Raw genomic sequence first — 14,086 nt, forward strand, 5'->3', positions numbered from 1 at the left:
CTGCGGGTACTAGAGAGCCTGCGGGTAGGTGAAGAACCGGTTCGGGTCGTACTGCTTCTTCAACTGGGCCAGGCGCGTTGCCGCTTCGCCGTAGTACGCCTTCCGCCAGTCCGTCAGAGTCGGGTCCGTGTAGTTCTGGTAGGCCGCGCCCGAGGCGTACGGCTGCATCGCGTTGTGAGCCGTCGTCAGCCAGGACTGGGCCGTGGAGCCCGACGTCCCGGCCCCCCAGGACACGATGTACTGCGCCAGCATGCGCGAGCGGCGGTGCACGAAGGCCGTCGCCGTGGGGGAGACACGGTTGACCGCGCCGCCGAGAGCCGTGAGGGCGATGCTGCCGGAGCCGCCGCGCACCGACGTGATCTGGGCGAGCAGGGTCTGGATGCCGGCCGCGGAGAGGGAGCGGTCGAAGAAGTCCGACTTCGCCGCGTACGTCTCCCGGCCCAGCGCGCCCTGCGGGGAGCGGCCCGGGGTCGCGCCCGGGAGGTGGCACTGGGCGTCGGAGGAGAAGGAGGAGCAGCCGGCGTAGATCTCCATCGCCTCCTCGTAGCCGCGGCGGCGGAGCGAGACGCTGCTCGCCGGGGCGCCGATACGGTCGGCGAGGCGGTCGACGGCGTTCTGCAGTTCGCCGTACGTGCCGAGGGAGAAGGCCGCGACGGAGACCTTGGGCGTGCCGCCGGAGCTCTCCAGGTGCAGGGAGGACCAGATCTCGTCCGGCTGGGACGGACCCCACCCCTGCCAGGCCTTCACCACCGCGGCCGCCTTCGCCCACGGCCAGGTCATGTACGCGGTGACGGCCTGGGGGGCGGCGTGGGTGCGGAACCGCAGCTCGGTGACGACGCCGAAGTTGCCGTTGCCCGCGCCGCGCAGGGCCCAGAAGAGGTCCTTGTTCTCGGTGGCGTTGGCGGTCAGCTGCTTGCCGTCCGCCGTGATCAGGGTCGCCTGGGTGAGGCTGTCGCAGGTCAGGCCGTACGCGCGGGAGGCCACGCCGTGACCGCCGCCCAGCACCAGGCCGGAGACGCCCACGGTCGGGCACGAGCCCGCCGGAATCGTCACGCCCTTCGCGGCGAGCGCGCGATAGACGTCGATCAGCTTGGCGCCGGCGCCGACGACCGCCGTGCCGCCGCTGCTGCGGACCCGGTTGAGCTCGGAGACGTCGACGACCAGGCGGCCGTTGCCCGAGGACCAGCCCGCGTAGGAGTGGCCGCCGTTGCGGATCGACACCTGGATGTGGTGGGCGCGGGCGTACGCCAGGGTCGTACGGATGTCGTCGGCGTGGGCGACGTAGGCGACGGCCGCCGGCTTCAGATCGTCGAAGCGGGTGTTGTAGAGCCGGCGGGCCGACTGCCACTTGGCGTCGCCGGGGCGTACGAGGACGCCGTCCAGGTCATGGGCGAGCGCGGTCCAGTTCGCGGGGGCCGTGGCGGCGGTGGTGCGCAGGGAGGTGGAGGCGGGCGGGGCGGACCCGTCCGCGGTCGTCGGCGGCGGAGTGCTCTGCGACGGCACGGCCGACCCGGTTCCCCCGCCCTTGCACCCGGTCGCCGCGACCGCCGCTATCGCGGCCGCGCCGCCTCCGATGAACGTACGCCGTTCCATGTGGCCTCCTGCTAGCTCTCGTGGAACGAGACGGGTCCCCCGGCCGGGGGGTTCCCGGGACGGGCTGGTTCATCGGCCTCATGGGCACGGTTATGTGGCGAGGGTACGGGGTGGGCGCGGTGGTGCGGGGGCGTCGGATGGTTGCGCGGATGCCGAGATGTGTGGCGCTATGTCCGATATGTCGTGCAGTGTGTCAGGTGGTGTGTCAGATCGGCGTCGCGTCGGAACCTCCATGTGTTCTCCCTGTGAGCAATCCGTGACCTAACCGCACCGTCCTCAGGGGTTCACCCCCCGTTCACTTCCGTCCGTAGGTCGCTTCACCTGATCTGCCTAATTTCGGCCTTACCGATGCCGGACGCACTGCGCAAACGCGTCCGGATCACCCGCAGCACCCTGTCTTCGCACGCCGCCGATCAGGCCGGCGGCTCCTGGAAGGAATTCCCTCAGTGAAGCTTCAGCGCAAGAACCGGCGGGCTCTCGCTCTCGGCGCTCTCGCCGTCTCCGGCGCCCTGGCCCTCACGGCGTGCGGCTCGGACGACACCGGCGGCGGCAGCGGTGGCAGCAGCGCCTCCGCGACCACCGGTGGCAGCAACATCAAGTGTGACGACGCCAAGGGCCAGCTGCTCGCCGACGGCTCCTCCGCGCAGAAGAACGCGATCGACGCCTGGGTCAAGCAGTTCACCGCTGCCTGCTCGGGCGTGCAGATCAACTACAAGGGTGGCGGCTCCGGCGCCGGCGTCACGGCGTTCACCCAGGGCCAGGTCGCCTTCGCCGGTTCGGACTCCGCGCTGAAGCCCGACGAGGTCACGGCGTCGAAGTCGGTCTGCTCCAACGGCCAGGGCATCGACCTCCCGATGGTCGGCGGCCCGATCGCCCTCGCGTACAAGCTCGACGGCGTGGACAACCTCGTCCTGGACGCCCCGACCATTGCCAAGATCTTCGACGGCAAGATCACCAAGTGGAACGACGCGGCGATCAAGGCGCTGAACCCGAGCGCCACGCTGCCCGACCTGAAGATCCAGGCGTTCCACCGCTCGGACGAGTCCGGCACCACGGACAACTTCACCAAGTACCTGATCGCCACCACCCCGGCCAACTGGAAGTACTCCGGCGGCAAGGCCTGGCAGGCCAAGGGTGGTCAGGCCGCGTCCGGCTCCAGCGGTGTCGCCGCGGGCGTCAAGCAGACCAACGGCGCCATCGGCTACATGGAGCTGTCGTACGCCAAGGACGGTCTGTCGACGGTCTCCATCGACACGGGTGCCTCCGCCCCGGTGAAGGCCTCCTCCGACGGTGCCACCAAGGCCATCGCGGACGCCAAGGTCGTCGGCACCGGCAGTGACCTGGCGCTCAAGATGAACTACACGACCAAGGCCGACGGCGCCTACCCGATCACCCTGGTCACGTACGAGATCGTCTGCGACAAGGGCAACAAGGCCGACACCCTGGCGAGCACCAAGGCCTTCCTGCGCTACATCGCCAGCGAGGACGGCCAGGGCATCCTCTCCGGCATCGACTACGCCCCCGTTCCCGCCGACATCATCGCCAAGGTCCGCACCACCATCGAGGGCCTGAGCTGATCTGAAGGTGCGGTCCGGTCCTGGGAACCCGGGGCTGGACCGCACCGTCCGGTGCACCGCCGCCATGAGCCGTCCCGCACGGACGGCTCCGCCGAGCCGCTCCGACCGAGCGGCTCCGCAGACCGGAGAACCCGATGGATATATCGACACAGAAAACACAGGCTCCACCTCCAACGCCCCAGCCCTCCGTGGGCGAGCAGAAGCGCGCCGCCCGCGGCGCCACCCGGCCCGGTGACCGCATCTTCCTCGGTCTGTCCCGCGGGTCGGGCATCCTGCTGCTCGTGATCATGGCCGCGATCGCGGTCTTCCTCAGCTACCGCGCCTCGCTCGCCATCAGCAAGGACCACGGAAACTTCCTCACCACCTTCGAGTGGAACACCGGCCTCCAGCAGCCGGTCTTCGGCATCGCCGTCCTGGCCTTCGGCACGATCGTCTCCTCGATCGTCGCCATGCTCCTCGCGGTCCCGATCGCCGTCGCCATCGCGCTCTTCCTCACGCACTACGCCCCGCGCAAGCTGAGCGGCCCCATCGCGTACGTGATCGACCTGCTCGCCGCCGTACCGTCCATCGTGTACGGCCTGTGGGGCGCCCTGATCCTCGTGCCGCACATGAACGGTCTGTTCAGCTGGCTCAACGACTACCTCGGCTGGACCGGCATCTTCTCCTGGGAAGAAGGCGCCCCGCGCTCGATGCTCACCGTCGGCATCCTGCTCGCGATCATGATCCTGCCGATCATCACCAACGTGAGCCGCGAGGTCTTCCGCCAGGTCCCGCAGATGCACGAGGAGGCCGCGCTGGCCCTCGGTGCCACGCGCTGGGAGGTCATCCGTATGTCGGTGCTGCCCTTCGGCCGCTCCGGCGTGATCTCCGCCTCGATGCTCGGCCTCGGGCGTGCGCTCGGCGAGACGATCGCTGTCGCCACCGTGCTGTCGCCGAGCTTCGACATCCAGGCCAGCCTGCTCGACCCGGGCGGCGGTACGTTCGCCCAGAACATCGCCAGCAAGTTCAGCGAGGCGACGGAGTTCGGCCGTGACGCGCTCATCGCCTCCGGTCTGGTCCTGTTCGTCATCACGCTGCTGGTCAACGGCGCGGCCCGCATGATCATCGCCCGCCGCAAGGAGTACTCGGGGGCCAACGCATGAGCCACGCAGCCGTCGTCGCCGACAAGCAGCCCAGCACGCTGCGCGGCGCCAGCCTCCCCAAGTGGTCGCCGTGGGCCATCGCCGCGGGCTCCCTCGCCCTCGCGGTCGTCATCGGCCTCGCCGCCGACCTGCACAGTCACATCCAGTGGGGTCTGATCGCCGCGCTCCTGTTCGTCTTCGGCACGTACGGCATCGCCGCGCGCGTCGAGGGCCGCCGCCAGGCCAAGGACCGCATCGCGACCTCGCTCGTCTGGGTCTCCTTCCTGATCGCCCTGGTCCCGCTGGTCTCCCTGATCTGGGTGACCGTGCAGCGCGGTGTGAAGGTCCTCGACGTCTACTTCCTGACCCACTCCATGGGTGTGGTCGCCGACTCCGAGCCGGGCGGCGGTATCTACCACGCCATCCTCGGCAGCCTCGAGCAGGTCGCCCTCGCCACCGCGATCGGTGCGCCGATCGGCGTGCTCACCGCGATCTACCTCGTCGAGTACGGGCGCGGGAAGCTCGCCACGGCCGTCACCTTCTTCGTCGACGTCATGACGGGCATCCCGTCGATCGTCGCGGGTCTGTTCATCCTCAGCCTCATGCTGATGTTCGACATGCAGCCCTTCGGCTTCGCCGGCTCGCTCGCCCTGGCGATCCTGATGATGCCGGTCGTCGTCCGCTCCACGGAGGAGATGCTCAAGCTCGTCCCGAACGAGCTGCGCGAAGCCTCCCTGGCGCTCGGCGTCCCGAAGTGGCGCACGATCCTGAAGGTGGTCCTGCCGACCTCGATCGGCGGCATCACCACCGGCATCATGCTGTCGATCGCCCGTATCGCGGGCGAGACCGCGCCGGTGCTGCTGCTGGTGTTCGGCAACCCGTTCATCAACGCCAACCCCTTCGAGGGGGCGCAGGCCTCGCTGCCGCTGTACATCTACCAGCAGTACTCGCAGAGTGGTGGATCGACGGCGGCGTACGACCGTGCCTGGGCGGCGTCGCTGACGCTGATCGCCTTCGTGATGATCCTGAACCTGGTGGCCCGCGGCATCGCCCGCTGGAAGGCCCCGAAGACCGGTCGCTGACGCGGCCATCGGCGACTGAAGACTCTGGAAGTGAAGTAGTAATGGCCAAGCGAATCGACGTAAGCGGACTCACCGCCTACTACGGCTCCCACAAGGCGATCGAAGACATCTCGATGACGGTCGAGCCCCGCTCGGTGACGGCCTTCATCGGCCCCTCGGGCTGCGGCAAGTCGACGTTTCTGCGCACGCTGAACCGTATGCACGAGGTCACCTCCGGCGGCCGCGTCGAGGGCAAGGTGCTGCTGGACGACGAGGACCTGTACGGCGCCGGCATCGACCCGGTGTCCGTGCGGCGCGAGGTCGGCATGGTCTTCCAGCGTCCGAACCCCTTCCCCACGATGTCGATCTTCGACAACGTGGCGGCGGGGCTGCGCCTGAACGGCAAGTTCAAGAAGAGCGAGCTGAACGACATCGTCGAGAAGTCGCTCAAGGGCGCGAACCTCTGGAACGAGGTGAAGGACCGCCTGAACAAGCCCGGCTCGGGTCTCTCCGGAGGTCAGCAGCAGCGGCTGTGCATCGCCCGCGCGATCGCTGTCGAGCCGAACGTCCTGCTCATGGACGAGCCCTGCTCCGCCCTCGACCCGATCTCCACCCTCGCCATCGAGGACCTGATCGGTGAGCTGAAGGAGCGCTTCACGATCGTCATCGTGACGCACAACATGCAGCAGGCGGCGCGCGTCTCGGACCGTACGGCGTTCTTCAACCTCGCGGCGGTCGGTCAGCCCGGCAGGCTCATCGAGATCGACGACACGGAGCGGATCTTCTCCAACCCGTCGGTCCAGGCGACCGAGGACTACATCTCGGGCCGCTTCGGCTAGGCCGACGCTCCGAAAGGACCCCTCGCGGTGCTGCATGGCGGTGCCACCGCGAGGTCAAAATGGGCCCGCCCCCTGGCTCCCGGGGGGCGGGCCCATCGTCGTCGGCCCCCCGGGGCTGCGCCCCGGACGCCGTTTCGGCCTTGACGGCCTCGTCCTCGATCGCCGGACGGGCCGAGATGTCGCTGGGAGCTTTGCTGACCGGCGCTTTGAAGTGAGGCGTTCGACACCCCGTAAGCGACGGGCCGCGCGGCCCACCCCCGGCCGCTACAGGAACGCCAGGTTCACAACCCCGTACGACGCCGCAGCCACCAGCGCGGCCGCCGGCATCGTGATGAACCAGCCCAGGACGATGTTCTTGGCGACGCCCCACCGCACCGCGTTCACGCGCTTCGTCGCGCCGACGCCCATGATCGCCGAGGTGATGACATGGGTCGTGGAGATGGGCGCCTTGAAGAGGTACGCCGTGGTGAACATGATCGACGCACCGGTCGTCTCCGCGGCGAAGCCCTGCGGCGGGTCCAGTTCGATGATCTTGCGGCCGAGGGTGCGCATGATGCGCCAGCCGCCGGCGTACGTGCCCAGGGACAACATCATCGCGCAGACGAGCTTGACCCAGACCGGGATCGGGTCGCTGTAGTCCTCGACGTCGGCGATGACCAGCGCCATCACCACGATGCCCATCGTCTTCTGGGCGTCCTGGAGGCCGTGGCCGAGGGCCATGCCTGCCGCCGAGACGGTCTGCGCGATGCGGAAACCGCGCTTGGCCTTGTGCGGGTTGGCTTTGCGGAAGATCCACATGATCGCGGTCATGACCAGGTAGCCGACGATCAGGCCCACGACCGGGGACAGGAACATCGGGATGACGATCTTGTCCAGCACCCCGCTCCAGTAGACCGTCGTACCGCCCGCGAGCGCCGCGCCGACCATGCCGCCGAACAGCGCGTGGGAGGAGGAGGAGGGCAGACCGAAGTACCAGGTGATCAGGTTCCAGGTGATCGCGCCGACCAGCGCCGCGAAGAGGATGCCCATCCCCTTCGAGCCCTCGGGTGTCTGAATGATGCCTTCGCTGACGGTCTTGGCGACCCCGCTGCCCAGGAAGGCACCGGCGAGGTTCATGACCGCGGCCATGGCGAGAGCCGCGCGGGGAGTCAGCGCCCGGGTCGAGACAGACGTCGCGATCGCGTTGGCGGAGTCGTGGAAGCCGTTGGTGTACGTGAAGAAGAGCGCGACCGCGATGGTCACGACCAGAGCGAGGGTGTCCATGGACTGGCTCAGGACTCCTTGACCGCGATGGTCTCCACCGTGTTGGCGACGTGCTCGAAGGCGTCCGCCGCCTCCTCCAGCACGTCCACGATCTGCTTCAGCTTCAGCACCTCGATCGCGTCGTACTTGCCGTTGAAGAGGGTGGCGAGCAGCTTGCGGTGGATCTGGTCCGCCTGGTTCTCGAGGCGGTTGACCTCGATCCAGTACTCGGTCAGGTTCTGCATGGTCCGGAGGTTCGGCATGGCCTCGGCGGTGAGCTCCGCCGCCCGGGCCAGCACCTCGATCTGCTGCTCGACGCCCTTCGGCAGTTCCTCCACGTTGTAGAGGACGACCAGGTCGACGGCCTCCTCCATGAAGTCCATGATGTCGTCGAGGGAGGACGCGAGGTTGTAGATGTCCTCGCGGTCGAAGGGCGTGATGAACGAGGAGTTCAGCTGGTGGAAGATCGCGTGCGTGGCGTCGTCACCGGCGTGTTCCGCGGCCCGCATACGCTCTGCGATCTCGGCCCGGGCGGAAGCGTCCGCCCCGAGCAGTTCCATCAGGAGTTTCGAGCCCGTGACGATGTTGTCCGCGGACGCGGCGAACATGTCGTAGAAGCTCGTCTCCCTGGGGGTCAGACGAAAGCGCACGTGTGGTCCTCGGGATGCATCGGTTTCGGTCAGGCTGATGCTAGGCGCATCATCCGGCCACGGCTAATGGGCCGTCCTCCAGTGTCGCCCATCGGGCAGAGTGGTCGGCACGGGGCCCGGTACCGCCATGGGCACGGGGCCTCATACCCAGCAAAGTTCGTTACCATATACCCACCAGGGGTATCAGTCAGCGGGAGGACGCGATGACGACCACCGAGGCCGGCGCGACGGCGCCCTCCGAAGCAGCCGAACCCGAAACAGTCGTACCCGAAGCGACCGTGCACGGATACCACAAGCAGAAGGACGAGCACCTAAAGCGCCTGCGCCGGATCGAGGGCCAGATCCGCGGTCTGCAGCGCATGGTCGACGAGGACGTCTACTGCATCGACATACTCACCCAGGTGTCCGCCTCCACCAAGGCCCTGCAGTCCTTCGCCCTGCAGCTCCTGGAGGAACACCTGCGGCACTGCGTCGCAGACGCCGCCGTCAAGGGCGGTGCCGAGATCGACGCCAAGGTGGAAGAGGCGACGAAGGCGATCGGCCGGCTGCTGCGTACCTGACCGCCGCCGTGCGGGGCCGGTGCTCAGCCGCCGCGGGTGTTCCGTTCCTCGGCCACCCGCAGCACCTCGTCGATGCTCTCCAGGCTGAGCCGGTCCTCGTCGGCGGCCGACGCCGCGATGATCAGTTCTCCGCACAGTTCGATCTCGGCGAGGGCCACGTGGTCCTGAACTGCCGTACCGCCGACCGGAGCCACGCGCATCACCTCATCTCTGCCGTCACCGACTTCCTAGAGTAGGGAGCGGCCTACGCACCGCGCATGGCACGGACGGGCTAGTTCTCACGTCTCACTGTTCGGCGATCGTTCCCGCGTAGATGTCCCCGGCCGCCGGCAGCCGTACGTCCACGGGGGCCCCGAAGTCGTAGAGCAGTGTCGTCGACGCGACCGCCACGGCGTCCTTCTGCCGGCCGTTGACGAAGCTGAACCGCTGCCGGACCTTGCGGATGCGCCCCTGGTCGTCGAGGTAGACGTCGAACGGAACCTCGGCCGTGGCGAACCCTTTCGCTGCCGCCCGCAGTGACTCCCGGCCGCCGGCCGAGGCGTGTTTCGCCGCCTGGTTGAGGTCGGCGGTGCCCCGGTAGTGCCGCACCTCGGTCCCCGCGACCTCGGTCCGGCCCAGGTACGTCGCCGCCAGCGTCCCGCGCAGCACCTCGGCGGCGGCGTACGGATCGGTGGCCCCGCCCGTCACCAGGTTCCCGTCGGACAGGCCCGCCGTCTCCACCCGGACCCATTTGTCGTCCGGCACTCCCGCGCCCCTGTTCTTCATGAACAGGGCGCCCGGTGCGAGGAGTTCGGTGATGGGCCGGTGCTCGCTCTGTCCGGCCGGGTCCTGCGGCAGCAGCACCTTCAGCCGGCCGAGCTGTCTGCGGTAGTCGTAGCCGCCCTCGCCGCGGATGGTGACGCGGGTGCCGCCGGTGGCCATCTCCATCGACGTACGCGCCTTGGAACTGCCCGCGTCCACCAGCCGGTCGGCGGCGTGCCGCAGCGTCTCGACGGGATCGCCGGCGCCCCGCGCGTCCTCGGCGGCGGCACCGCTCCAGGAACATCCGGTGGCCCCCACACAGATCCAGACCACGAGCCCCGCCACCGCGGTCCCGCCCGCCGTCCGGCTGTGCCGCCGCTGCCTTGCCGCCATCGCCTGCCTACCCCCAGCCGGTACGTCCGTCACGGGCCCCCTGTCGTTCCGGTTAACGACGGGTAGGTGACGCCGGTCACGCGCGCCGTGGGCTGCCGGGGCCGGTGCCAAGCCCTCACGGGCGCCATACGAGCCCTTTACCAAGCCTGGGTAACGTTGTCTGCGTGGCGCAGCAGGAGGTGCCGGACTTCATCCGGGAATTGCCGGGACATCGAACGACGACGGCTGAACAGGGGCGTTTCTGCGTGGCCCGCTGCACCTGCGGCTGGCGCGGTCCGGCCCGCCGGGCACGGAGTCTGGCCCGGGCGGACGCGGAGGGGCATGTGCCGGCCGGCTGAGCCCGTTCGTTTTCCGGCGGCGCCGGGTCAGGCGGTCAGGCGTGGCGTACGGTCGCCAGCAGGTTGTCGACCAGGGTTCGGTCGCGGGGCTGGGTGAGGCGGTTGCGGGCCGCGGTGGGGGAGAGCCACAGGATGCGGTCCACCTCGTGGGTCGGGGCGAACACGCCGGAGACGGCCTCGGCCGCCCAGTAACGGACCCGCTTCGGGCGGCCGTTGGCGAGGTAGTACATGGTCGGCAGCGGCGGGCCGGGCTCGGCGGTGTAGCCCGTCTCCTCCTCGACCTCGCGCAGCGCGGCGGCGAGGTGTTCCTCGCCGCGCTTGAGCTTGCCCTTGGGATGCGACCAGTCGTCGTACTTCGGCCGGTGCACCAGGCAGAGCTCCAGCTGCCCGTCGAACGGGGAGCGGCGCCACAGGACGCAGCCGGCCGCCTGGACGGTGCTGTCGTCGTCGATGTCTGTCACCGTGTGCTCGGCCTCCCTGTGCGTCAGGACGTGGTGACGGTCTGCTTCTGCCACGCCTGCTGGAACGCGAACCTGGCCGCCTCGACCTCGTGCCGCTGGTCGGCGTGGAGCACGCCGAGCGCGTACGCCGTCGCCGGGGCGATGCGTGGCGTACGGGCCGCCTGGGCCGCCGCCGCGGCGGCCTCCGAGGCGTCGCGATGCCGGTTGAGGGCCTGGCCGGCCGACAGCACGCGTACGTGGAGGGGGGAGCCGCCGTGCGGGGCCAGGACCTCGCGGGCGTAGCGGTGCAGGCGCAGCAGCAGGCGGACCTGGTGCCAGGGGCCGTCCTGGGGGTGGGGGGCCGGGTCCGGGGAGAGGCCGTGGATCAGGGCCTCCGCGTTGTAGGGGTGGCCCGCGGTGACGAGGGGGAGGGTGGTGACGGCGTCCGTGAGGCGCTCTTCGGCCGCGGCGGCGAGGGGGCGCAGGTCGGTGGTGGGGGCGGTCAGGGTGAGGGGGACGTCGCTGGCGAGTACGGCGAGTTTGTCCGCGACGGCGTGGAAGCGGGACGAGCCGAGAGCTTGCAGGGCCGTGGAGTGGGCCCGGGTCCGGGCGAGTGTGAGCTGGCGTTCGAGCAGGGCGCCTGCTTTCGCCGCGCCTACGGTGAGGTTGCCGCGTTCTGTCGCGTCGGAGGGTGGGGCATCCGGGCCCGCGGTGCCGGCCGGCGCCGTGCCGACCGTCTGGGCCGGAAACACAGCCGCCCCCGACAACCGGTGCAGTGCGAGCAACAGCCGTGCCAGGCGGGCCTCGTACGCGTGCTCCAGTGCCAAGGTGCCGGACAGCCAGGCCAGTTCCGGGCGGATGTCCTCCGCCCAGGCGGGGTCCAGGAGGGGGCGATAGGTGTGCAGGCTGCCGCTGATGCGGCGGGCCGACTGGCGCAGGGCCAGGGCCGCGTCGGCGGACCCCTCCGCGCCGTTGTCCCCCGGTCGCGGCTGCGCTCGACCGGGGGCACCCCCACTGCCGCCGGTCTCCCGGTGCAGGCGCAGGGCGCGGAGGAACTCCGTGGCCTGGGACCGGAGGTAGCGCGCGAGGGCGTCTCCGGTCACGGGCCCGGCGGCTGTGGGGTCCGTCGGGTCAAGGTGTTGCTGTGCCACGCCGGCGCCTCCGGGCGTCTATGAGCATCTCCTGGACGTTGCGCAGGGGCTGTCCGTCCGCGTCGGTCGCGTGCCGGGTCCACTCGCCGTCCGGGCCCAGGTGCCAGGACGCGGTGGAGTCGGACATGCCGGTCTCCAGCAACCGGTTGAGGGACGCCCGGTGGGCCGAGTCGGTGACCCGGACCAGGGCCTCTATACGGCGGTCGAGGTTGCGGTGCATCATGTCGGCGCTGCCGATCCAGACCTCGGGCTCGCCGCCGTTGCCGAAGCCGAACACGCGGGAGTGTTCGAGGAAGCGGCCGAGGATCGAGCGGACCCGGATGTTCTCCGACAGGCCCGTGACGCCCGGGCGCACCGCGCAGATGCCGCGCACCCAGATGTCGACGGGCACGCCCGCCTGGGACGCGCGGTAGCACGCGTCGATGATCGCCTCGTCCACCATCGAGTTGACCTTGATGCGGACGTGGGCCGGCCGTCCGGCGCGGTGGTGCTGGACTTCCTTGTTGATGCGCGCGATCAGCCCGTCCCGCAGGGACTTGGGGGCGACGAGGAGGCGGCGGTAGGTCTCGCGGCGGGAGTAGCCGGAGAGGCGGTTGAACAGGTCGGAGAGGTCCGCGCCGACCTGCGGGTCCGCCGTCAGCACGCCCAGGTCCTCGTAGAGGCGGGCCGTCTTCGGGTGGTAGTTGCCCGTGCCGACGTGGCTGTAGCGCCGCAGCGTCTCGCCCTCCTGGCGGACCACCAGGGACAGCTTGCAGTGGGTCTTCAGGCCGACGAGGCCGTACACGACGTGGCAGCCGGCCTCCTCCAGCTTCTTCGCCCACTTGATGTTGGCGTGCTCGTCGAAGCGGGCCTTGATCTCGACCAGGACGAGGACCTGCTTGCCCGCCTCGGCGGCGTCGATGAGTGCGTTGACTATCGGGGAGTCGCCGGAGGTCCGGTACAGGGTCTGCTTGATCGCGAGGACGTCCGGGTCTTCGGCCGCCTGCTCGATGAAGGCCTGCACGGACGTCGAGAAGGAGTCGTACGGGTGGTGCAGGAGCACGTCCCGCTGCCGCAGGGCGGCGAAGATGTCCGGCGCCGACGCGGACTCGACCTCCGCCAGGTCGCGGTGGGTGCCCGCCACGAACTTCGGGTACTTCAGCTCGGGACGGTCGAGGCCGTGGATACGGAAGAGGCCCGTGAGGTCCAGGGGACCCGGCAGCGGGTACACCTCGGCCTCGCTGATCTTCAGCTCGCGCACCAGGAGGTCGAGCACCTCGCGGTCGATGGACTCCTCGACCTCCAGGCGCACCGGCGGCCCGAAGCGGCGCCGCATGAGCTCCTTCTCCAGCGCCTGGAGGAGGTTCTCGGCGTCGTCCTCCTCGACCTCCAGGTCCTCGTTGCGGGTGAGGCGGAAGGCGTGGCTCTCCAGCACCTCCATGCCCGGGAACAGCTCCTCCAGGTGGGCGGCGATGACGTCCTCGATGGGCACGTAGCGGCCGGGGGAGCTCTCCAGGAAGCGGGACAGCAGCGGCGGCACCTTCACTCGGGCGAAGTGCTTGTGACCGCTGACCGGGTTGCGTACGACGACGGCCAGGTTGAGGGACAGGCCGGAGATGTACGGGAAGGGGTGTGCCGGGTCGACCGCGAGGGGGGTCAGCACCGGGAAGATCTGGTGGCGGAAGAGCGTGAAGAGGCGCGCCTGCTCCTTCTCCGTCAGCTCGCCCCAGCGGACCAGGTGGATGCCCTCCTCCGCGAGGGCGGGGGCGACGTCCTCGTGGTAGCAGGCGGCGTGCCGGGCCATGAGCTCGCGGGAGCGGGCCCAGATCATCTCCAGCACCTCGCGGGGCTGGAGTCCGGAGGCGGAGCGGGTGGCGACGCCGGTGGCGATACGGCGCTTCAGACCGGCCACCCGGACCATGAAGAACTCGTCCAGATTGCTGGCGAAGATCGCCAGGAAGTTCGCCCGTTCGAGGAGGGGCGTGTTCGGGTCCTCGGCGAGTTCGAGGACGCGCTCGTTGAACGCGAGCCAGCTGCGCTCACGGTCGAGGAAACGACCTTGCGGCAGTTGCGGCCCGTCGTGCGGCGACTCCTCGTACGCATCGAGGTCGGCATCGATGTCGGGTTCCAGGTCGGAGACCGCGGCCGCCACGGTGTGCGGGCGGTGCGCGGCTATGGAGCCCACGGAGGGCTGTGCGTGCTGGACCTCTGCCTGGGCGTTTGGCTGGCTCATAAACCCATTCTTCCGCGCCAGCAGCCTGACCGGCGCGTCGGATTGTGCGGGCGGGAGCGCGGCGGCGTCGTCCTCGGGGGGCGGCGAAGGCTCGGGCACGGCGGGGTTCATTGATCGAGCGTCGCAAGCTCGTCTGAACCGATGGTTACGGAGACATGGCGTGCGGGA

The 14,086-nt window shown here is 69.7% G+C and carries 13 protein-coding genes; 5 read left to right on the top strand and 8 right to left on the bottom strand.

Annotated features, from left to right (window positions below; translation table 11 throughout):
• Positions 1 to 9: 9 nt before the first annotated feature.
• Positions 10 to 1,593: an FAD-binding oxidoreductase gene (locus ACFY16_RS36350; RefSeq protein ID WP_390651484.1), complete on the bottom strand. Its 1,584-nt coding sequence runs from the start codon at positions 1,591 to 1,593 to the stop codon at positions 10 to 12.
• A gap of 446 nt (positions 1,594 to 2,039) precedes the next feature.
• On the opposite strand from ACFY16_RS36350, the gene pstS reads away from it, so the two are divergent.
• The 4 genes from pstS to pstB all read left to right on the top strand — a co-directional run bounded on the left by pstS (position 2,040) and on the right by pstB (position 6,191).
• Positions 2,040 to 3,170 carry a phosphate ABC transporter substrate-binding protein PstS gene (pstS, locus tag ACFY16_RS36355; RefSeq protein ID WP_390651485.1) on the top strand — a complete coding sequence of 377 codons (1,131 nt, stop codon included), beginning with the start codon at positions 2,040 to 2,042 and terminating at the stop codon, positions 3,168 to 3,170.
• 134 nt (positions 3,171 to 3,304) lie between these two features.
• A complete protein-coding gene (gene pstC / locus ACFY16_RS36360; RefSeq protein WP_390651486.1) occupies positions 3,305 to 4,312 on the top strand; it encodes a phosphate ABC transporter permease subunit PstC in 1,008 nt (335 codons plus the stop codon).
• Entirely contained in the window at positions 4,309 to 5,373 is a 1,065-nt protein-coding gene (pstA, locus tag ACFY16_RS36365) for a phosphate ABC transporter permease PstA (RefSeq protein WP_390651487.1), read from the top strand. The genes pstC and pstA overlap by 4 nt, the downstream gene beginning before the upstream one ends.
• A gap of 41 nt (positions 5,374 to 5,414) precedes the next feature.
• Positions 5,415 to 6,191, top strand: coding sequence for a phosphate ABC transporter ATP-binding protein PstB (pstB, locus tag ACFY16_RS36370; RefSeq protein ID WP_390651488.1), 777 nt, complete (start codon positions 5,415 to 5,417; stop codon positions 6,189 to 6,191).
• A 264-nt stretch (positions 6,192 to 6,455) separates the two neighbouring features.
• Here pstB and ACFY16_RS36375 read toward each other — a convergent pair whose 3' ends face one another.
• Together ACFY16_RS36375 and ACFY16_RS36380 are read right to left on the bottom strand one after the other, a co-directional pair.
• Complete coding sequence (locus ACFY16_RS36375) at positions 6,456 to 7,454, bottom strand: anion permease (RefSeq protein ID WP_390651489.1); 999 nt, start codon at positions 7,452 to 7,454, stop codon at positions 6,456 to 6,458.
• Positions 7,455 to 7,462: 8 nt separating this feature from the next.
• A complete protein-coding gene (locus tag ACFY16_RS36380) occupies positions 7,463 to 8,083 on the bottom strand; it encodes a DUF47 domain-containing protein (RefSeq protein WP_390651490.1) in 621 nt (206 codons plus the stop codon).
• 203 nt (positions 8,084 to 8,286) lie between these two features.
• Here ACFY16_RS36380 and ACFY16_RS36385 point away from each other — a divergent pair, with 203 nt between their 5' ends.
• Positions 8,287 to 8,643, top strand: coding sequence for a metal-sensitive transcriptional regulator (locus ACFY16_RS36385; RefSeq protein ID WP_390651491.1), 357 nt, complete (start codon positions 8,287 to 8,289; stop codon positions 8,641 to 8,643).
• Positions 8,644 to 8,666: 23 nt separating this feature from the next.
• On the opposite strand, the gene ACFY16_RS36390 is transcribed toward ACFY16_RS36385, so the two are convergent.
• From ACFY16_RS36390 to ACFY16_RS36410, 5 genes are all read right to left on the bottom strand, one after another.
• Positions 8,667 to 8,843 (bottom strand): hypothetical protein, encoded by a 177-nt coding sequence (locus tag ACFY16_RS36390; protein WP_390651492.1) that lies wholly within the window; start codon positions 8,841 to 8,843, stop codon positions 8,667 to 8,669.
• Positions 8,844 to 8,928: 85 nt separating this feature from the next.
• Entirely contained in the window at positions 8,929 to 9,777 is an 849-nt protein-coding gene (locus ACFY16_RS36395) for a hypothetical protein (protein WP_390651493.1), read from the bottom strand.
• A gap of 373 nt (positions 9,778 to 10,150) precedes the next feature.
• Complete coding sequence (locus ACFY16_RS36400; RefSeq protein ID WP_390651494.1) at positions 10,151 to 10,576, bottom strand: NUDIX hydrolase; 426 nt, start codon at positions 10,574 to 10,576, stop codon at positions 10,151 to 10,153.
• 23 nt (positions 10,577 to 10,599) lie between these two features.
• On the bottom strand, positions 10,600 to 11,706 hold the full coding sequence (locus ACFY16_RS36405) for a CHAD domain-containing protein (RefSeq protein ID WP_390651495.1): 1,107 nt from the start codon (positions 11,704 to 11,706) through the stop codon (positions 10,600 to 10,602).
• Positions 11,687 to 14,029, bottom strand: a complete 2,343-nt coding sequence (locus tag ACFY16_RS36410) for an RNA degradosome polyphosphate kinase (protein ID WP_390651496.1) — start codon at positions 14,027 to 14,029, stop codon at positions 11,687 to 11,689. The genes ACFY16_RS36405 and ACFY16_RS36410 overlap by 20 nt, the downstream gene beginning before the upstream one ends.
• Positions 14,030 to 14,086: the final 57 nt, after the last annotated feature.

Origin of the sequence: Streptomyces sp. NPDC001315, assembly GCF_042896175.1 — a bacterium.
Classification (GTDB): domain Bacteria; phylum Actinomycetota; class Actinomycetes; order Streptomycetales; family Streptomycetaceae; genus Streptomyces.

Bases quoted from the DNA above. Each gene is read 5' to 3' on its own strand.
- ACFY16_RS36350 (WP_390651484.1), bottom strand. From the start codon at position 1,593: ATGGAACGGCGTACGTTCATCGGAGGCGGCGCGGCCGCGATAGCGGCG.
- pstC (WP_390651486.1), top strand. From the start codon at position 3,305: ATGGATATATCGACACAGAAAACACAGGCTCCACCTCCAACGCCCCAG.
- pstA (WP_390651487.1), top strand. From the start codon at position 4,309: ATGAGCCACGCAGCCGTCGTCGCCGACAAGCAGCCCAGCACGCTGCGC.
- pstB (WP_390651488.1), top strand. From the start codon at position 5,415: ATGGCCAAGCGAATCGACGTAAGCGGACTCACCGCCTACTACGGCTCC.
- ACFY16_RS36375 (WP_390651489.1), bottom strand. From the start codon at position 7,454: ATGGACACCCTCGCTCTGGTCGTGACCATCGCGGTCGCGCTCTTCTTC.
- ACFY16_RS36385 (WP_390651491.1), top strand. From the start codon at position 8,287: ATGACGACCACCGAGGCCGGCGCGACGGCGCCCTCCGAAGCAGCCGAA.
- ACFY16_RS36390 (WP_390651492.1), bottom strand. From the start codon at position 8,843: ATGCGCGTGGCTCCGGTCGGCGGTACGGCAGTTCAGGACCACGTGGCC.
- ACFY16_RS36395 (WP_390651493.1), bottom strand. From the start codon at position 9,777: ATGGCGGCAAGGCAGCGGCGGCACAGCCGGACGGCGGGCGGGACCGCG.
- ACFY16_RS36410 (WP_390651496.1), bottom strand. From the start codon at position 14,029: ATGAACCCCGCCGTGCCCGAGCCTTCGCCGCCCCCCGAGGACGACGCC.